This is a genomic window from Lactiplantibacillus xiangfangensis, assembly GCF_001438845.1.
GTDB lineage: Bacteria > Bacillota > Bacilli > Lactobacillales > Lactobacillaceae > Lactiplantibacillus > Lactiplantibacillus xiangfangensis.
The window spans coordinates 56,407-75,164 of record NZ_JQCL01000035.1; the positions used below are offsets into that span (position 1 = coordinate 56,407).

General features: G+C 43.2%; 17 protein-coding genes, 1 tRNA gene and 1 pseudogene. 16 read left to right on the forward strand and 3 right to left on the reverse strand.

Annotated elements, in window-relative coordinates:
- The first annotated feature begins 457 nt into the window (after positions 1-457).
- From IV64_RS03375 to IV64_RS03400, 6 genes are all read left to right on the forward strand, one after another.
- Complete coding sequence (locus IV64_RS03375) at positions 458-931, forward strand: phage terminase small subunit P27 family (protein WP_041153488.1); 474 nt, start codon at positions 458-460, stop codon at positions 929-931.
- Positions 928-2,631: a terminase large subunit gene (locus tag IV64_RS03380; protein WP_057705763.1), complete on the forward strand. Its 1,704-nt coding sequence runs from the start codon at positions 928-930 to the stop codon at positions 2,629-2,631. Before IV64_RS03375 ends, IV64_RS03380 begins: the two co-directional genes overlap by 4 nt.
- A gap of 154 nt (positions 2,632-2,785) precedes the next feature.
- The gene (locus tag IV64_RS03385; protein ID WP_057705764.1) at positions 2,786-3,886 is read left to right on the forward strand and encodes a phage portal protein; all 1,101 of its coding nucleotides are present in this window, start codon (positions 2,786-2,788) and stop codon (positions 3,884-3,886) included.
- On the forward strand, positions 3,883-5,418 hold the full coding sequence (locus IV64_RS03390; protein ID WP_057705765.1) for a phage major capsid protein: 1,536 nt from the start codon (positions 3,883-3,885) through the stop codon (positions 5,416-5,418). Before IV64_RS03385 ends, IV64_RS03390 begins: the two co-directional genes overlap by 4 nt.
- Before the next feature lie 116 nt (positions 5,419-5,534).
- Complete coding sequence (locus IV64_RS03395; RefSeq protein WP_057705766.1) at positions 5,535-5,804, forward strand: head-tail connector protein; 270 nt, start codon at positions 5,535-5,537, stop codon at positions 5,802-5,804.
- A gap of 158 nt (positions 5,805-5,962) precedes the next feature.
- Positions 5,963-6,322 (forward strand): hypothetical protein, encoded by a 360-nt coding sequence (locus IV64_RS03400; protein ID WP_057705767.1) that lies wholly within the window; start codon positions 5,963-5,965, stop codon positions 6,320-6,322.
- Positions 6,323-6,325: 3 nt separating this feature from the next.
- Here IV64_RS03400 and IV64_RS03405 read toward each other — a convergent pair whose 3' ends face one another.
- Both IV64_RS03405 and IV64_RS03410 read right to left on the reverse strand, forming a co-directional pair.
- Positions 6,326-7,054 (reverse strand): hypothetical protein, encoded by a 729-nt coding sequence (locus IV64_RS03405; protein ID WP_057705768.1) that lies wholly within the window; start codon positions 7,052-7,054, stop codon positions 6,326-6,328.
- 267 nt (positions 7,055-7,321) lie between these two features.
- Positions 7,322-7,394, reverse strand: a tRNA-Lys gene (locus IV64_RS03410).
- A gap of 337 nt (positions 7,395-7,731) precedes the next feature.
- On the opposite strand from IV64_RS03410, the gene yycF reads away from it, so the two are divergent.
- The 7 genes from yycF to rlmH all read left to right on the forward strand — a co-directional run bounded on the left by yycF (position 7,732) and on the right by rlmH (position 15,992).
- On the forward strand, positions 7,732-8,439 hold the full coding sequence (yycF, locus tag IV64_RS03415) for a response regulator YycF (RefSeq protein ID WP_057705769.1): 708 nt from the start codon (positions 7,732-7,734) through the stop codon (positions 8,437-8,439).
- 13 nt (positions 8,440-8,452) lie between these two features.
- A complete protein-coding gene (walK, locus tag IV64_RS03420; RefSeq protein ID WP_057705770.1) occupies positions 8,453-10,327 on the forward strand; it encodes a cell wall metabolism sensor histidine kinase WalK in 1,875 nt (624 codons plus the stop codon).
- The gene (locus tag IV64_RS03425; protein WP_057705771.1) at positions 10,308-11,633 is read left to right on the forward strand and encodes a YycH family regulatory protein; all 1,326 of its coding nucleotides are present in this window, start codon (positions 10,308-10,310) and stop codon (positions 11,631-11,633) included. Before walK ends, IV64_RS03425 begins: the two co-directional genes overlap by 20 nt.
- 12 nt (positions 11,634-11,645) lie before the next feature.
- Positions 11,646-12,515, forward strand: coding sequence for a two-component system regulatory protein YycI (locus tag IV64_RS03430; protein ID WP_057705772.1), 870 nt, complete (start codon positions 11,646-11,648; stop codon positions 12,513-12,515).
- 171 nt (positions 12,516-12,686) lie between these two features.
- The gene (locus IV64_RS03435; RefSeq protein WP_057705773.1) at positions 12,687-13,502 is read left to right on the forward strand and encodes an MBL fold metallo-hydrolase; all 816 of its coding nucleotides are present in this window, start codon (positions 12,687-12,689) and stop codon (positions 13,500-13,502) included.
- Between the two features lie 111 nt (positions 13,503-13,613).
- Complete coding sequence (locus IV64_RS03440) at positions 13,614-14,879, forward strand: S1C family serine protease (protein ID WP_057705774.1); 1,266 nt, start codon at positions 13,614-13,616, stop codon at positions 14,877-14,879.
- A gap of 633 nt (positions 14,880-15,512) precedes the next feature.
- Complete coding sequence (gene rlmH, locus IV64_RS03445) at positions 15,513-15,992, forward strand: 23S rRNA (pseudouridine(1915)-N(3))-methyltransferase RlmH (protein WP_057705775.1); 480 nt, start codon at positions 15,513-15,515, stop codon at positions 15,990-15,992.
- A 170-nt stretch (positions 15,993-16,162) separates the two neighbouring features.
- Here the strand turns inward: rlmH and IV64_RS03450 are convergent, their stop codons facing one another.
- The gene (locus IV64_RS03450; protein WP_057705776.1) at positions 16,163-16,543 is read right to left on the reverse strand and encodes a MerR family transcriptional regulator; all 381 of its coding nucleotides are present in this window, start codon (positions 16,541-16,543) and stop codon (positions 16,163-16,165) included.
- 70 nt (positions 16,544-16,613) lie between these two features.
- On the opposite strand from IV64_RS03450, the gene IV64_RS03455 reads away from it, so the two are divergent.
- The 3 genes and pseudogenes from IV64_RS03455 to IV64_RS14790 form a co-directional block, all read left to right on the forward strand.
- Entirely contained in the window at positions 16,614-17,327 is a 714-nt protein-coding gene (locus IV64_RS03455) for an SDR family NAD(P)-dependent oxidoreductase (RefSeq protein ID WP_057705780.1), read from the forward strand.
- Positions 17,328-17,588: 261 nt separating this feature from the next.
- The gene (locus IV64_RS14785; protein WP_338033738.1) at positions 17,589-17,873 is read left to right on the forward strand and encodes a transposase; all 285 of its coding nucleotides are present in this window, start codon (positions 17,589-17,591) and stop codon (positions 17,871-17,873) included.
- A pseudogene (locus IV64_RS14790) lies at positions 17,810-18,241 on the forward strand (IS5 family transposase); the annotation flags it as partial. The gene IV64_RS14785 and the pseudogene IV64_RS14790, both read left to right, overlap by 64 nt.
- Positions 18,242-18,758: the final 517 nt, after the last annotated feature.

Here is an 18,758-nt window from a genome sequence, read left to right on the forward strand (position 1 = left end):
AACCAACCCGCATTTTGCGTCTACGTTACCGAAAGTGGCAATGGACTGCGCCAAGTTTTCGGCCGAGTGAACAATTCAAGTTGGCGGCTTAATTTTCGGCCACGAGACTAATTCAAAACAGCATGACAGCCCAGAAACGTTGATATGGGGGGCTATGGTCGACCAAAAAGGAGCGGACAGCATACTTTTGTGTTTATAAAAGTCCCTTTTGAACTTTGATTTTTTGCTGATTTTGCTGGATTGTGAAATATCCCTACTAATAATGCGAAATTTGAACAAATAAACAGTCAGGGGGTGATATGTAAATATAAACATGTTATTAATTGCACTTTATCGGAATATGTGCGATAATATAGATATAATAAACGGATTCTGGATATATGTATCAATCAGCCGCTATGGGTCTAACCCGTGGGGGCTTTTTGGTACGTAAATTTAAACGAAAGGAGTGCTCCGAATGAGCCAAAAAGTAAAAGCCTTAGCTAGTATGAAGAAACATTTAACCAATGATGAACGTGATCAACGCAAGGACGCTGAACGGGCCCTGTTTGATTATCCGGTGCTTGATTTAACCCCGCCAGATTGGTTACATGATCGGGCCTTGACTGAATGGCAACGGGTAGCGCCTTATTTAAAGGCCAATACCCCAATTAGTGAACTTGACCGGGCGATGTTAGCCAGTTATTGCCGCGCTTATGCCACGGTACAGACTTGTGAGAATGATATTCGTAAAAATGGACTAGTACAGACTAATCAAGAGACTGGTTCCCGTAAACCGAACCCTTACGTGGCCTTGCAATCACAAGCAATGAAAGATTTAAAAGCCTTAGCCAATGATTTAGGCATGTCGCTATCGAGCCGGGCCCGCATGGAATTAAACAAGCAGAAAGATGAGACACCCGAAGATACTTTCGAGGCGATGTTGTCATGATTGAATATGTTGACCAAGTTTTATCGGGCCAAGTGTTGGCTGGTCAAAAGATTAAATGGGCGTGCGAGCGATTTAAACGCGATTTAAGCCGTTCTAAAGAAGACAGCTTCCCGTTCTACTATGATGAAGACAAAGCGGCACAGGCGGTTAAATTTATCGAATTAATGCCGAAGACTGACGGTAGCCAACTCACCATGCAACCATTTCAAAAATGGATTATCAGTGAGTTATATGGCTGGCGTGAAAAAGCAACCGGTAATCGGCGCTATGATCGAGCATTCATTAGTATGGCTCGGAAGAACGGTAAAACCTATCTGGCTTCTGGTATGGCCGCTAATGGTCTTTTAAGAGAACGTCAGCCCGCCCGCAACCGACAAGTATTATTCGTCAGCAACGCCCTTAAACAAGCTAAATTAGGCTACGACATGCTTTCAAGTGGGCTACGGCAAGTCCGCAAGCAATCGAAGTACATGCGGCAACGGATTAAGGTGCAAAAACAAGCCATTACTGACTTAGAAACTGATTCGCAAGCCTTAGCCCTTGCCAGTGATACCAGTACGCTTGATGGTTATGCCGGGACTACCGTTATTTTAGATGAATGGCACGAAGCTAAAGACCGCAAGGTGTACAACGTTTTAAAGTCTGGTCAAGCACAAGAGGATAATTCCCTGCTGGCGGTGATTTCCACCTCGGGCCTTAATCTCAATGTCCCAATGCACGCCGAATATGACATGCTGACGGACGTTTTAAAGGGCAAAACCGAAGCTGACCGTTATTTTGTGGCAATCTGGGAACTGGACGACCGCGAAGAAGTTTACGATCAAGCTAATTGGATCAAGGCAAACCCGTTATTCAGCGAACCACACGTTAAACAACGCATGACGGAAAAGATCCAGGCCGATGTTGACCTTGCCATTAAACAAAATAATCTCATTCCGGTACTGGTTAAGAACTTCAATATGTGGTTGCAAGCTAGTGAGGATAGTTATATTTCCGCGGACGATTGGGCCGCTGGTAAATTGGCCAAGGTACCCGACTTACATAATCGTGACGCCTATATTGGCATTGATTTATCCAAAAGTAATGACTTGACCGCGGTTAGTTGGTTGATACCAATTGGCAACGGTCAGTTTTATTGTGATAGTCATTCGTTTGTGGGCACTAAGTACGGCCTTGATTCTAAGATTAAACGTGATGGGATTGATTACCGGTCAATGGAGCGCGCTGGTGAGTGTAGTATTACTCGCCTTGATAGTGGTGTGATTGATTATGATGAGCTATTTGATTTTGTACAAAAACTAGTCGGAAAATACAACTGGAAAGTGAAAGCCATCGCGTATGACCCGTATAACGCGCAAACGTTAATTACAAAATTTGAGAAATTAAGCTACCCACTGTTTGAAGTGCGACAAGGCACCAAAACTTTGAATATTCCAACCCGCAATTTTCGTGATCAGCTTTACGATGGCAAGATTAAACATAACGGTAACAAGATTCTCGCTTATGCGGTCAATAACGCCATCTTGAAAGTGCTAAACAATGGTTGGCAACTGGATAAAGCCCGTAATAGTAACCGGATTGACCCGATTGCGGCGTTGATTAACGCGTTTGTAGCGGGTATGGACTATTACCAAGAAAGTGAGGATCAACAACATGCAGAAGATTACTACAAAACAGCGACTGCGGCAGATTTGTTCTGATTATGTACAAACGATCTTGTTGGTGATTGGCTTAATCTGCTTAGTGATTGGTTTTGGCTGCTGGATCAGTTGGCAAGCGGGGCTAATATTGGCTGGTATAGCCATGATTCTGTTGGCCTTGCTAATTAATTATGAAAAGCAAAGAGGTGATTAAATGAGTTTCTTCGTTAAAAGCAGTACCACCAGCGGCACGCATGATCCGGTAGCTGACGCCTTGGTTAGTTTATCAAGCAATGACCCGTATACGTTTGTGAGTGCGGCGGTGTTGCGTAATAGTGACATTTACGCGGCAATTAACATTATTGCGAGCGATATTGCCAGCAATCCGATTGTTTGCGATACGGCCATTTTTAACACGATGATTAATCAGACCCCCAATAGCCAAATGGACGGCTACCATTTCAAATATGCGTTGGCGGCCAACCTGTTACTCAATGGCAATAGTTTTGCGGAGATTTTGCCTAATCATACGTTGAAATTGATTGCCAATAACCAATTGACAGTTGAACAAGATGACGTCAGTGGGGCGTTAACCTACACCTATACCCCGATTGGTGGTAACAGTCGTCAGATCGCGCCTAATAACATTTTACATTTTAAATATTTCACCAAAGACGGCGTATCGGGAATTAGTCCGTTATATGCCTTGAAAGATGAACGCCAGATTCAGTCGGCCGGCAATAAATTGCTAACCGGCTTTTTTACTGCTGGTGTGCACGGCACCACGATTATTAAAGTCCATCAATCTGATTTAGGGCCGGAAGCTAAGGGCAATATTCGCAACCAGTTTGATGAAGCCAATACGGGTGACAACGCGATCAACACGATTGTGACCGATGACACGATGGATATTAGTAACTTATCCTTAAATACCGATGTGTTAAAACTGGTCAACTCGAATGACTGGACGACCCGACAAATTGCTAAGGCCTTTGGCTTACCACCGGAGCGCTTAGGGGTTGAGAACGATCATTCTAACCAAGAGCAAAGTGGCGTGCAGTATCTACAAGGGACGTTGCAACATTACTTTGATAGCTTTACCAGCGAGCTGTCGTTCAAGTTTGGTCATGACTTTACGTTTAATACGGACAAGCTATTGAGCCTTGATCCGCAAACGCAACAAGCCCAAGCGGTGGCTGGTTTCACTGGCGGCGTTATGAGCCGTAACGAAGCTCGGGCCAAGATTGGCTTGCCACCAACTGACGATGGCAATATTTTCTTAAACTTACAAAAGAATGGAGTGACTAATTCATGAAACAAGACCGACGGTTAACGATTGACGCCGAATTGCGAGCACAAACGCCGCAGCCAGAAACACCCGAAGACGGGCCAGCTGAAAATTCAGCAGACCCGCAACCTAAAGATTCCCAAACAAGCAAGGGCAAAACAATTAGTGGTTATGCAATTGTATGGAACTCACCAAGTAAAGACTTAGGCGGCTTCACTGAGGTTGTTACCCCTAAGGCCCTTGATGGTGTCGATTTATCAAACGTTCTTATGCTTAATAACCACGACTATACCCAAGTGTTAGCCAGTACCAAGGCGGGCACATTAACGTTAGAAACGGACGACAAGGGGCTACATTTCACCGCACAGTTGCCGAATACGTCGTTTGCTAATGATGTTTACGAAGAAGTTCAAAGTGGGAACGTTGATTCCTGCTCATTTGGCTTTGATAGTGACGACGACACCGACGAATGGACTAAAGATGATGGCGGTAATATCACGCGCACCATTAATCAAGTTAAGAGTTTGTTCGATGTGTCAGTGGTAGCTGTTCCCGCTTATGACGATACAAATGTGCAAGTTGACACCCGTAGCTATGAAAAATTTATTAACCAAGAAAAGGAGCCTGACAACATGGCAAAACAAACAATTATTGATCCCAATGACAATAGCAATGAAAACAAGACCGGTATTCCCGCCTTTGAGCAATATGTACGAAGCCACGGTGAAACCCGAGACGGCTTGAATACGAGTGGTGCCAGTGCGGTTATTCCCAAGGAACTAATTACCCCTGTTTTCCAATTAAAGCAATCCACCTACAATCTCGCCCAATATGCAACGGTTAAGCAAGTTTCTAGTGGTTCTGGGACTTATCCTATCTCGACTAGTCGACAATCAGCTGTACTGGCTACTAAGGAAGAACTCGCTGATATTGCGGACGTTAACGCGAATATGTTTACGGAAGTGCCATTTGATGTAAAAACCCGGGCGGGTAAGATCGCCTTATCTAACGAGGTCGTAGAAGATGCCGAAGTGGATATTGTGAGTGAAGTTAAGGCTCAATTACAACAACTCGTTGATAATACGGACAACACGCAGATCATGGGACTGTTAACGGGTAGTAGCTTTGCTAAAGCAACGGCCACCAGTATTGATGATCTTAAAAAGATTTTCAACGTGACGTTAGATCCCGCCTTGAGCAAAATGTGGCTAGTGAACCAATCCGGGTTCAATTACCTTGATACACTCAAAGATTCCGAGGGTCGTTACCTATTACAGCCGAACCCAACGGCACCCAGTGGTTTCACCTTATTAGGGGCACCAGTCGTCATGATCAGTGATAAGTTACTGGCTAACAATGCGGACGGGACGTTCCCAATGATTGCGGGGGACTTATCACAAGCGGTGGCTGTTTTCCGGCGTAACCAAGTAACTGCCCAATGGGACAAGTTCGACCAGTTCAGTCAAGGACTTTCCGTCATTGTGCGGAATGATTATGAAGTGATTGATAAGACCGCTGTAATCAACGTGGCGTTAGGAGCCGCAACTGCTGGTAAATAATCGTACCCACTTTTGGGCACGGCTATACAAAGGGGTGTCCATTTTAGACACCCCCTATACATAAATTAAAACTAAGGGGGGCACGATTCGTTACCCCCCTAAAAAGGAGTGATTACATGGCTGTAACCGTTGATGATATTAAACTAAGCCTGCGAATTGATGTGACCGAAGATGATCCAATGATTAAAAGCTATTTAGACGCCGCCGAGGACTATGTTCAGACGGCCGTTAGTGGAAGCAAAGATGTTTCTATGTACAAACAGTACGATTTTGCCGTGTCCTTGCTGACGCAATTCTGGTATCAAAACCGAGTAACTGATATGACAAAAACACCGTATCAAGTTGTCAGCATGATTCAACAACTGCGCGGCTTAGTAACCGGATAAGTTTTAAAGTGAATGTGTTTCATGTGAAACAATTATAAGTGAAAATATTTGTTTTAAGTGTTATAATATAAGTATTCATTGTGTTGATATTAGTCGGAACGGGGTGTAATAGCCCCGTTTTTTAATACATATATCTGGAACCAGAAAGTGTGATTCCAATGCGCCAAGATGTTAAGAAGATTTGTAATTTATTAAAGCAATATGCCAAACTAAAACGTGACTTGACGGCTTTTAATCAAGTTTCTAGTCCCTCGTTCGATGGAGTATCAAGCCATAGCAGCCGAAACGGCACTGAAAGCCGTCTGATAAACCATGTTGACCTGTCTTACCAGCTAAAAGAGGTCGAAGACGCCCTCAATGCAATTGATGATCCTCAATATCAATTTATCTTACATGATTACATTATTGAGAAACGTTTCAGCCGGAATGAAGCTTGTGAACAATTATCGGTTAGTACCAGTAAGTTTAATTATTTAAAAAACCGGGCACTTGAACAATTAAAAATAGGACTATCGTAATTATTATCCTGGTTCCTGAAAAATATTATTCATTTTAGTGAATGCTATGTCGGTTAGTTGAGAATAATCTATCAATTTTCCTGGGTCAGAACAAAAATAATTGAGTTGCAGACATAATCTGTACTCGTGCATCTGATTTTTTGAAGCCAAATTAGAAAAGTTACTTTTAAGCAATTCACTATACGGAATTGTTGTGTCTTTTTTTGGTAGACTTGCAGACAGTTTCATATCATAGTTTACCCAATTAGCATAAAACCAACAGTTATCGATTTTTGATAAGTAATCATTAACTAATGTAGCAAAGTTATCTGCTGATATAAATGACAGGCCACGGTTATTTGCTATGTCTGATTCTTTGATGTCATTTATAAAATGGCTTGTAAAGGAGTCTGTTGTCAAATTTGCCATATCGAAATTATCAGTTATATCTGATCCACTTACGCCAATGTATGATAAATTATATAGACTAATTTTACTCTTTTCATCATCTAATTGATGAGTATCAAGGATAGTCTGGTTTCCAACATTAGTTGGATTACTTAGTACGGAACCATCTGTTTTGTCGAACATTCCAGTATTTGTACCGTCAGCAATGGCGGTTTTATGAAAGACTGAGGGCTTAGACAAGAAAAGCTTTTGATCTAAAGTATCTTGATAATTTGATTTACCGCCTTCACGTTTTTTTAAGTTGTCAGCCCTTATTAACATCACAGGCTTTTTATCAGTAGTCATAAACATAACTCCCTTTAAAAACTTTATTTAAAGAAATTATAGCACCAAAAAAACTGCTAACCAATTTGGCTAACAGTCACTGCCCCGCGCAAGTATTAAGTCACTGGAAACAGTGGCTTTTTTTGTTATATTTTTGGCTTACCAATTGGCTTACTTTTACTGAAAAAAGATGACATCTAATGACAACAATATTTGCGGTTAAAGTACAAAAAAACCAGTAATCACGGTGTTTTTGACACTGCATGAAAACTGGTTAATGGTTTATGATGGGCAGTCAGGGGATCGAACCCTGGACCCACGGATTAAGAGTCCGTTGCTCTGCCAGCTGAGCTAACTGCCCATAAAATGTAACAACTCAACGAAAAATATAATATCATGAATTCGGGACTCTGGCAATACTATTTCTGAATTTTTTTTCAAAAGTTGCTAATTTTTATTAAAAAGATGGTGAAAACGATTACTTAAACGAACAGAGAATTTCCCGGGAAATACTAGAGCTACGGGGGTTTCTCTGCAAAGAAAGCTCACGTTATTTGTGATATACTAAAAACAGTGCTGAAAATAATTTTTTCAGCCAACCTGACACGGAAAGAACCTTTGATTTTCCGTAATTTATCGAAGCAACACCCAATAAACTTAAAAATGAACCTGTTTTCCCCTAAGGAGGAAGAATCGTTATGAAAAAAATCTTAGTAGTTGATGATGAAAAGCCAATCTCAGATATCATGAAGTTTAACTTAACCAAAGAAGGTTATGAAGTCCACGTCGCCGCCGATGGTGAGGAAGCCTTGCAAAAGGTCGAGGAAGTTCACCCTGATTTGATTCTATTAGATTTGATGTTACCTAAGATGGATGGCCTGGAAGTCGCCCGCCAAGTACGGAAAAACTACGATATGCCGATTATTATGGTTACGGCAAAGGATTCGGAATTAGATAAAGTGCTTGGTCTAGAACTCGGTGCGGATGATTACGTCACGAAGCCGTTTTCTAACCGGGAATTAGTGGCACGGGTTAAAGCAAACCTACGCCGACAAGGCACACCCGCAGCACAACCAGCCGAAGTTGAAGAAAATTCAGACATTGAAATTGGTGACTTAGTTATTCACCCAGAGGCCTACATGGTTTCTAAGCGTGGCGATAATATCGAGTTAACTCACCGAGAATTTGAACTATTACATTACTTAGGGCAACATATCGGCCAAGTGATGACGCGGGAACACTTGTTACAAACTGTCTGGGGTTACGATTACTTTGGTGACGTCCGGACGGTGGACGTGACGGTTCGGCGGTTACGTGAAAAAGTCGAAGATAACCCTAGTCATCCAAAGTGGCTAGTCACTCGTCGTGGGGTGGGTTACTACCTACGCAATCCTGATAATGAGTAGAGGTCGTTAAACCGTGTTGAGATTTAAACGGAAGAACTTTTTTAAGTCGATTAATTTTAAGATTGCGCTTGTGTTTGCGTTATTGTTACTGATTACTTTAGAGATTGTTGGGGCCATCTTTGTGCGCCAACTAGAATCGACTAACATTCGCCAGTTCAAGTCCACGGTTCAGATTCCAACGTACGTGGATAATTCACTGGCGGAGCAGTTATCGTCGAATAATACGACTAAAGCAAATACTCAGATCAAGACGATTCTGTCGAATTACAACTATGCCAATATCGATGAAATTCGAGTCATTGATAGCAAGGGAACAATTCGCGGAACCAATGATGTCAATGATCAAACAATCGTTGGTCAGAAAACGACTGACCGTAACGTTAAAAACGCAATCTATAATAATCGTTCCTATACCAAGAACACTTATGATACGCAAAATAATGGGCGCTACTACGTTTCAATCGTGCCCCTCTACACGTCGAGTTCGACGGGGAATAATAGTCAGTTAGTCGGGGTACTGTACGTCCGGGCGAATATGAAGTCTGTCTATAGTACGATTAATACCATCATGGGGATTTTTGTGGCCGCGTCACTAGTGGCCATGGTGCTTGGGCTAGGTATTGCTATCATCATTGCCCGGGCAATTACCCGACCAATTGAAGAAATGAAGCAGCAGACGCAACGAATTGCACGTGGCGATTACGCGGGACAAGTGCGCGTTTATAGCGATGATGAACTGGGACAGCTGGCGAAAGCCATCAATAACTTATCGATTCGGGTCGAAGAGTCGCAAGAGTCCACTGAAGCGGAACGTCGCCGGTTGGACAGTGTCCTGTCACACATGAGTGACGGGGTGATTGCAACGGATCGCCGGGGAAACATTACAATCATCAATGAAACGGCGTCTGATTTTGTGGACGTTGTCGCTGAAAAGGCCATCGGCAACTCAATCTTGGACGTTTTAAAGATTCGAGACGAGTATTCCCTGCGTGACCTGATCGAAAATCAGGATGAATTGATGCTTGATTTCTCATCGAATGAACACGACTTGATTTTGAACGCCTACTTCTCGTTGATTCAGCGTGAATCCGGGTTTATTAGTGGTCTAGTCTGCGTGTTGCACGATGTTACTGAACAACAAAAAATTGATAATGACCGTAAACAGTTCGTTTCCAACGTGTCGCACGAGCTGCGGACGCCGTTAACTAGTTTACGGAGTTATATTGAAGCTTTAAGTGACGGTGCGTGGAAAGATCCCGAAGTCGCACCGGGCTTCTTAAAGGTGACCCAGGAAGAGACGGACCGGATGATTCGGATGATCAACGAGCTGTTAAGCTTGTCACGGATGGATTCCGGGACGACTAGGGTCGACATGGAACTCGTTAATATCAACGAGATGTTTAACTACGTCTTAAATCGGTTCGATATGATTTTGAAAAAAGATGATAATCCAGCCAAGTATTACACGATTAAACGTGAATTTACGAAGCGGGATCTGTGGGTCGAAATCGATACGGATAAGTTTACGCAAGTTTTGGATAATATCATGAATAACGCCATCAAGTATTCACCAGATGGTGGGGTCGTGACTTGTCGTCTGTTAGAGACCCATAACCAAGTGATCATTAGTATTAGTGACCAAGGATTAGGGATTCCGCGGGCCGATTTGACCCACGTCTTTGACCGATTCTTCCGGGTCGACAAAGCACGTTCACGGGCGCAAGGTGGGACTGGCTTAGGTTTGGCAATTTCCAAAGAAGTTGTGCAAATGTTAGGCGGTCGAATCTGGGTCGACAGTGAAGAGGGTAAGGGCTCGACGTTCTACATTTCCTTGCCTTACGAACCTTATGAAGAGGAGGATCTTTGGGATGACGACTCACAAGGTTAGACGCTTATTGTTACCAATCGCACTCACGGCCCTGATCCTGCTAAGTGTCGGGTTATCCGTTTATATTTGGATGAACCCGTCGCGTTATGAACGTGAAAGTAAGGTTAGTACCACGTCGTCAAACTCAACGTTAGCGACGCGGACGGTCGACGACATCTATTTGCCAACTCAGTTGATTCGAACGGATTCTAATGGGAAACAGGCACTTTTGATTAACAAGAATGTCAGTTTAGTTAGCCAATTTAAAGATCAGCTCAGCAAATGGCACGCGGAAAGCATCTCTAAGGTTCGCGTGACGTCGGCCAGTAGCTACACGGCGCTACTCAACGGGGAAGATTCGTACGTTTTGAATTTCCCGGATAGCGTCACGATTAGTTTATTTAATACCGTTTTTAATCAGAATTTACGGAGTTTTCGGTCGTCTGAATTCAGTCGCATCGTGATTCCGATTCACGATACTGACCACATTTATTTGTTAAATGATAATCACCATGAAATTTATAGTGTGCGTTTACGGAAAAAGTCACTCAGTTCGCTCGATAAGGTTTTAGCAGCGGATAAGGTCAAGGCAATTGCCGTTAAGATGACGTATGAAGACAACGCCACCTATTTGGATTACACGGATACGATCAAAATGCAGCAATACAGTTACCTGATGAGTAAGTCCGCGGCCAGTGAAATTGCCAACCGGTTACTCGACGCGGATGGTAATTCGACGGTCTCCGTGCATAATCGTAACGGTAAGCAAGAGTACACCACGGGAAGCTTTAAGCGCATGACCGTTAATCCGAAACTCGGGACCGTTTACTTCGAAGACTATAGTGACTCCGGGGATACCCGAAAGATGTCGCTAGCGAACCAGCTAAAGAAGAGTTATAAGTACCTGGTCTCGTTAGGGGTACCGATGGACAACATCCGTTACTATGGTTACGATTCGACGAGTAGTAGCGTCATTTACCGTAGCTACGTGGAAGGGTTCCCGATTTTCAATCAAACAGAAAATGGGGATGTCCGCATTCAGTTGACGGCGAACGGCCTCGATCGGTATTACTTCTCACTGTACAGTCTGCAAGTGCCCGTGCCGACAACCGGGAACAAGCAGTCGGTGACTTTACCAAGCTCGACCAGTGTGCTCAAGAAGCTGATTGCAGCCGGTTATAAAAATAATAAGATTGGTAGCATTGAATTAGGCTACCAGTGGTCGCAAAACAAGTCATCCAAACTAGTGATTGACCTGACGCCGACGTATTACGTTTACTACAATGGTAGTTGGCGAACGTATACGTCGATGCTGAGCGGATCTTAAGGGGGCGGACGCATGAATTTTCGGAGAATTGAGTGGATTTTCTTAGCCGCGTTTGTGGTGCTGGATGCTTTTTTAGTGTTCATGTTCGTGCAAACGAGTTCGACCACATCAACGAAGTCATCCAGTGATACGGCGACGACCATTATTAGTGAGATGCGCGCGGATAATATTAGTTTTAAAAATCCGGACACGAAGGAAGGCACCGGCTACTACATTGCCGGTAACAATGAAAGTGGGCTGAAGCAGCACTTAAGTCAGCTAACTGAACAGAACGTCCGGATGCAGAGTGTGGGTAAATTGACCAGCACGTTGCGAACGGCCAGAACAATGAGTACGGATAATATGAAATCTGATTTGACGACGTTTATGAAGCAACCGTCAAACGTTATTCACGGCGATGAGTACGTGTACGACGCGTCGCTTTCATCTAGCGGGGATCACGTTTTTGTCCAGAAAGTTGCCGACGGTGAAATCTTGACGGGCACTGGTCAGATCCACCTATTTGTTAATAAAAACAATCAGTTGACCGGCTATACGCAGAGTTACGTGAATAACGTGAAGACGTTGCGTGAAAAGGCCGTGACGATTAGTGAAAAGAAGGCCATGGTGGCGTTGTATCAATATAACCAGGTCTCCAATAACTCACGGATCGTCTGGGGACGCTTAGGTTATTCGCGATTATTGAAGTTAAAAGATAGTAGCGTGTACGTGCCAACTTGGATCTTTGCGGTTCGAAGTAAAAATAGTTCCAATGTCAGCTTGCACCGGATCAACGCCTTTACGGGGGCGTCGATGAAGAGTGCTAGTGCCGCCAGTTCGACGGAGAATGAGACCGCCGCAATTGAAACGGCAACGGGTATGGTTTGGAACGCAGAATATTAAAAAGCAAAAAGGACTGTGACGGTGGTTACAGTCCTTTTTAGCACCCGTTAATATTGGGTTATAACCAATTTTATAATATGGCGACTAGCGGGGCGCTTGCTTTTCAACACTGTGAAAAGCGTGTATCATGTTAAGATAGTAGCGGATTTCAGAGATGGGAAGAACCTAATAATGGTATTAAAGTTAGCAACAGATGAAATGAAAGTGAGCGTTCTGGCGTCCGGGAGTACCGGCAACGTCACGTATATTGAAACGCCCGAACATAAAGTCTTAGTTGACGCAGGGTTAAGCGGTAAAAAAATTGCCAATTTAATGCAGTCAATTGGACGCGATATCAATGAAGTCGACAGTCTATTCGTCACGCATGAACACACGGATCATTGCCATTCGGCGGGAATCTTAGCTCGTAAATACGGGTTAGACGTCTACGCGAACCAGGGGACCTGGGACGCCATGGCCAATCGAATTGGTAAGGTGCCGCCTGAACTGTGTCACGTTTTTGATCCGGATACAACGCTAGGCCTCGGCGACCTCGATGTTGAATCTTTCAGTGTGTCACACGATGCGGCCGAACCACAGTTTTATGAATTACACCATGCCGGTAAGTCGTTTGTGATTATTACGGATACTGGTTATGTTTCTGAACACGTTGAAGGGGTCATCAGTGATGCTGATGGATACCTGTTTGAATGCAATCATGATTTGGAAATGTTGCGCATGGGACGTTATCCATGGCCGCTCAAGCAACGCATTTTAGGCAATGAGGGGCATTTGTCCAATGAAGATGGCGCTAACGCGTTAATGGACGTAATCGGCCGGCGTACCAAGCGAATTTACTTAGGACACCGTAGTCAGGATAATAATATGAAGTCGTTGGCCCATTTAACGGTGGCGTCAATGATGAAAGAACACGATTTTGGGGTCGAACATGATTTTCAACTTTACGATACTGACCCCGAACAAGCGACTAAACTGGTGACACTATAATACTGATTTAATATTTACACTAATATTCAGTCATAGAAAAATCATAATTGTTAGCTAAAATAGAATTAAAATCAGTACTAGTAGGGAGGGATCGCGTTTCGACGCGTCATTATGGCCAATAAATCATTGATCAAAGTTGCAGTAACCGCACTTGTCGCCGGGTTAATCGGTGGTGGTGCGGCGTATGGCGGGATTAATTATCTCCAAAGTAATAACGTCGCTACTTCGACAACTAGCGTACCAACCGGCTCAAATAAGTCGGGTTCAACTTCCACGACTAACGTCAAAGTTAACGTTAGTTCACAAGCCACTAAGGTTTATAAGAATAACAAAGCCGCGGTGGTTTCAGTTATTAATTTACAAAAACAGAGTACTTCTAGTGGTTGGAGCGGTATTCTGGGTGGTGACGATGGGTCGTCCGACGGTGATGACTCCAATTATAGTTCAAGCTCGAACAGTAAGTTACAAGAGTACAGCGAAGGTTCTGGACTGATTTACAAGACGAGCGGTAACGCCGCTTACATCGTTACGAATAATCACGTGGTGAGTGGATCCAACGCGGTGCGGGTCATTATGAGTGATGGCACTAAGTTAACGGCGAAAATCGTCGGGACCGATGCCGTTACCGACTTAGCGGTTTTGAAAATCAATTCTTCTAAGGTAACCAAGACGGCTAGTTTCGGTAATTCAGATAACATTGAAGTTGGTGAAACGGCCTTAGCCATTGGGTCGCCATTAGGTTCGAACTACGCGACGACCTTAACGGAAGGAATCATTTCCGCCAAGAAACGGACCGTTGCGACGACGAATACGTCGGGTCAACAGACTGGTTATGCTACCGTTATTCAAACGGATACAGCGATTAACCCTGGGAACTCCGGTGGGCCGCTCTTTAACTTGGCCGGCCAAGTTGTCGGGATCAACTCGATGAAGTTGTCTTCCGACAGTTCCGGGACTAGCGTTGAAGGGATGGGCTTTGCCATTCCAAGTAACGAAGTTGTAAAGATCATCAATGAATTGGTAAAAAATGGTGAAGTGGTCCGGCCCGCATTAGGTGTGGCAACGTATAACTTATCGAACATCTCGCAGAGTGACCGCAAGTCAGTCTTGAAGTTACCAACTAGCGTGGATAGCGGGGTCGTTATTATGAAGACCTACGCTGGTTCGCCAGCGAAGGCTGCGGGGATTAGCAAGTACGATGTAATCACCGAACTAGGTGGTAAGAAGGTTACGAGCTTAGCAACCTTGCGGACGGCCTTGTACGCCCATTCTGTAAATGATACGGTTAGTGTAAAGTATTATCATAACGGAAAACTCAAGACAACGAACATGAAGTTGACCGAAACTACCAAAGCGTTGAGTAAACAGAGCAACTAAAAATGAGATTTTCATAAGCGCATCTGAGTGTCTTTAATACTCAGGTGCGCTTTTTTGTGACTGGTCTAGGTCGAAGATGCCGTGGCGAGTGTGAGAAGGCTTGATTGGTCGAGGTGGCAAGGCAAGTTATAACGGTGAGTTTGAGTGAATTTAGGAAAAGCCGAAGAATAAAGTTTCAAATAAAGGCGAAATTGGGGATGAAACCGCCAACTTAAATTTAAAAGCCGAACGAAAATGGATGAGCTACAAGCGACCATTTTTTGCAAGTTTTATTAGGGATGAAAAATGTGTATAACTTCGGGGATAAAATCTGATAAAATTAATGAGCGTTTATTAACAGGCGCAACCATGGGAATTTGGCTTGTTCAAAAGTTATCCACAGATGAAAATGGTGCCTGTGGATTAAATTTCTAAAAAAGTTTTTTTGTTAGGCAGATACCTGATATAATGGGATTTGTAACCGAAACCGGCGAACAAATGTTGCGGTGGATAACTGTGGATAAGTCGGAGATGGCTTGACAAACTAGGTGCAAATAAATATTGTGGCAAACACACGTTCAACACAATATGTAGAATAGTGAGTTATGCACCTGTGGATAACTGTGTGCATAACTTGTGTAAAGGTGGTAAATTATGAACATCAAAATTATCTGTGTGGGTAAATTGAAGGAAAAATATTTTAAACAGGGGATCGCGGAATATGCGAAAAGAATGAGTAAATTCGCAAAATTCCAAATCGTCGAGGTTCCGGATGAAAAGGCGCCGGAGTCATTAAGTAACGCAGAGATGGCTAACGTGATGGAAAAGGAAGGCCAGCGGATCTTGGAGAAAATTAAGGATCGCGATTACGTGTACGCCTTAGCGATTAAGGGGAAGGAACGCACGAGTGAGGAGTTCGCGGCGGAAATCGATAAGTTGACGACGTATGGTCATAGCGATATTGATTTTGTGATCGGTGGGTCGCTTGGCTTAGATCCAGCGGTATTAAAGCGGGCGGACACCCAGATTTCGTTTGGCCGCTTCACATTGCCGCACCAATTAATGCGGCTAGTGCTGTCGGAACAGGTTTACCGGGCGTTTATGATTAATATTGGGAGTCCGTATCACAAGTGATGTGAAAAAGGCGTCCCGTATGCTAGGAACTTGGAATTTATGACGTTGTAAATTAGTTGATGTTTCGGCGTTTATAGCTACTTGTGTTGTTAGGAGAGTCCGTGTCATAAGTAACACAATACGGAAAAAAACAGGCCTCGAAATCGTTGAGGCCTGTTTGCTTATGTTGATCACATTACTGTACTGTCTCCAGCTAAATACCGCTCAAGCTTATGATCAATTACTTTCAGCTGTTCCTGCTTATCAGCAATTGAAGCGATGACTTGCTTACGCTGTTCGCGCATTAATTCAATCCGTTGAGGTAAGCTACTATCGCCTTCGCGTACTAAGGTAGTGTAGTGTTGTAATTCAACAATCGACATGCCAGCCTCTCGCAAATAATGTAAATTAGTTATCCAGTGTAGGTCTTCATCATTAAATATCCGTTGATTATTTTCATTGCGCTTTTCTGGTGGTAATAAGCCACATTCTAAGTAATATCTGACTGTTCGAATAGTGACGTTAGCGGCTTTCGCAAATTCACCGATCCGCATCAATTGATTATTATCCATTTTGGCTTGACCTCCCGTTACGTTAGGCTGATATAGTAAATCCATCATAACAGAAAAGGGATCTATGGATATGACTATCAATACATTAATTACTGGTGCTGATCGTGGGATGGGTTACGAATTGGCCCTAGAACTTGGTTTGAAAGGCCAATATATCTATGCTGGTTCTAGAAATTTAGATCGTGGACAGGCCGCTGTTGCTCAGCTCGAGGCTGCTGGTGTTCAAGCTCAGGCGGTACAATTAGATGTGACCAATCATGAGTCGATTGTTAACGCGAAAGAGAGAATCACCGCTAATTTAGATATTTTAATCAATAATGCGGGTATTGCCGTTGATCATGAGGCTAAGCCGTCAGAACTGTCATTAGACGCAATTCGGCAAGATTTTAACGTGAATTATTTTGGCTTGATCGACGTCACACAGGTCTTCTTACCACTTTTGAAGGCAGCGCCGGCTGGACGGATTATCAATATTTCCAGTGCAGTAGGGTCATTGACTCTGGCCAGCGATGCCAGTACTAGCATTCACAAGCTACAAGCATCTGGCTATCAAGCTTCTAAGGCAGCGGTCAACATGTTCACAGTCAAACTCGCCGCTGAACTTGAGGGAACGCCTGTCACGGTAAACGCCGTCAATCCTGGTTGGGTAGACACCAGTTTTGGTGGTGGTGGCGGTAATCGAAGTGTGCAAGTGGGTGTGGCGCGGACTGTGGAATTGGCTACTTCGGATGCGTTAACCGATTCTGGCACGTTTTCAGATATTGATGGTATCGTACCTTGGTAACCTGCTCAAATTAAGTGCGACAAACTAAGAAGATAAAGTCATCTCTAGAAGGGAAAAATCAATATTTTAGACTAGAGCGTGTCTTCAAATCATATGAATAGCTTGTTTATTATCAGACCTGTTATTATAAAAATAAAGGACTGATGATAATGATAAGCCATCGCTATGAGTTAACTGACGAACAGTGGCTTCAAATTGAACATTGTTTTCCAAAAAAATGTGCGGGGCGTCCCCCTAAGCACAGCAACCGAATGATGCGCCATGCTCTGGGTTGCTCGTAGTGGCGCACCTTGGCGTGATTTACCTGAACGCTACGGTAATCGGAAGTCTGTTTATACCCGTTTCTCACGTTGGCGTGATGCTAACTTGTTTGAAACTATCTTCGAACACTTAAATGACGAACCAGACTTCGAAAATTTACATCTTGATTCCACAATTATCAGTGCTCACCAGCATAGCGCTGGTGCACTAAAAAAGGGGGGCACACAGCCGAAAACCATATTGGACCCGGTCGTGGTGGCAAGAGTACTAAGCTCCATGCCATAACTGATGCGTTGGGAAATCCAATCATGTTTAAATTAACTGCTGGACAGTTAAATGATAGAGCCCACGCGGTATCATTATTGGAGAAAACTGATTTAACAGATATTAACGTTATTGCCAATCGTGCATATGGCACTCATGAAATCCGTACGCATATCAAGGAAAATGGCGGCCACTATACGATTCCCCCCAAAGCTAATGCCAAGCAGCCATGGAAAGCTGACTGGTGGCTTTATAAAGAGCGTCATTTAATCGAGTGTTACTTCAACAAATTAAAACATTTTAGACATATTGCGACTCGCTTTGACAAATTAGCCGAGTCATTTTTGGCATTCGTTCAGGTTGCGACTATTTTCCTACTCACAAAGTAATTTGAAGACACGTCCTAGGTGTTTTAACAACTTCAAACCAAAACTAAAGTGATCTCCCGATTGTTTACGAGGAGATCATTTTTTAAACATCGGATGATATCCGAAAATTAGAAGTTGGTTATCCGACTATTGGTGTAGCTTTAATTCCTGAAAAATAATTTTAGTTTAAAATATATGAAGTGAGACTTAGCCGTTTTTCAACTAAGTCTCACTTCATATGTGAAATTTAAGAGGTAATATTGTTGGTAGCAATAAGATTTCCTGAATTTTATGAAACTTTTGATTGTCACGCTAAGTCTTGTAGTGGATATTTTAAGTGATTAGCAAGATTCAATGGAAAGTCAAACTGGGAAAGGTTATCAGAAAAATATAATGAACAGAGACCAAAATTATATGATGGTTAAATATAGACCTTTGTGCAATATAAAAGGTATGATTAAGAACGAAATACAATTAGATATATACCTGAATTGTCAAATCAAGTGCAACACTCACAACCCATTCTTATCAATTGGTC

Coding starts and splice junctions, on each gene's coding strand:
- IV64_RS03400 (WP_057705767.1), top strand. CDS start 5,963: ATGCGCCAAGATGTTAAGAAGATTTGTAATTTATTAAAGCAATATGCC.
- IV64_RS03435 (WP_057705773.1), top strand. CDS start 12,687: ATGGTATTAAAGTTAGCAACAGATGAAATGAAAGTGAGCGTTCTGGCG.
- IV64_RS03395 (WP_057705766.1), top strand. CDS start 5,535: ATGGCTGTAACCGTTGATGATATTAAACTAAGCCTGCGAATTGATGTG.
- IV64_RS03390 (WP_057705765.1), top strand. CDS start 3,883: ATGAAACAAGACCGACGGTTAACGATTGACGCCGAATTGCGAGCACAA.
- IV64_RS14785 (WP_338033738.1), top strand. CDS start 17,589: ATGCTCTGGGTTGCTCGTAGTGGCGCACCTTGGCGTGATTTACCTGAA.
- IV64_RS03425 (WP_057705771.1), top strand. CDS start 10,308: ATGACGACTCACAAGGTTAGACGCTTATTGTTACCAATCGCACTCACG.
- IV64_RS03405 (WP_057705768.1), bottom strand. CDS start 7,054: ATGACTACTGATAAAAAGCCTGTGATGTTAATAAGGGCTGACAACTTA.
- yycF (WP_057705769.1), top strand. CDS start 7,732: ATGAAAAAAATCTTAGTAGTTGATGATGAAAAGCCAATCTCAGATATC.
- IV64_RS03450 (WP_057705776.1), bottom strand. CDS start 16,543: ATGGATAATAATCAATTGATGCGGATCGGTGAATTTGCGAAAGCCGCT.
- IV64_RS03385 (WP_057705764.1), top strand. CDS start 2,786: ATGAGTTTCTTCGTTAAAAGCAGTACCACCAGCGGCACGCATGATCCG.
- IV64_RS03375 (WP_041153488.1), top strand. CDS start 458: ATGAGCCAAAAAGTAAAAGCCTTAGCTAGTATGAAGAAACATTTAACC.
- IV64_RS03430 (WP_057705772.1), top strand. CDS start 11,646: ATGAATTTTCGGAGAATTGAGTGGATTTTCTTAGCCGCGTTTGTGGTG.
- IV64_RS03380 (WP_057705763.1), top strand. CDS start 928: ATGATTGAATATGTTGACCAAGTTTTATCGGGCCAAGTGTTGGCTGGT.
- rlmH (WP_057705775.1), top strand. CDS start 15,513: ATGAACATCAAAATTATCTGTGTGGGTAAATTGAAGGAAAAATATTTT.
- IV64_RS03455 (WP_057705780.1), top strand. CDS start 16,614: ATGACTATCAATACATTAATTACTGGTGCTGATCGTGGGATGGGTTAC.
- IV64_RS03440 (WP_057705774.1), top strand. CDS start 13,614: ATGGCCAATAAATCATTGATCAAAGTTGCAGTAACCGCACTTGTCGCC.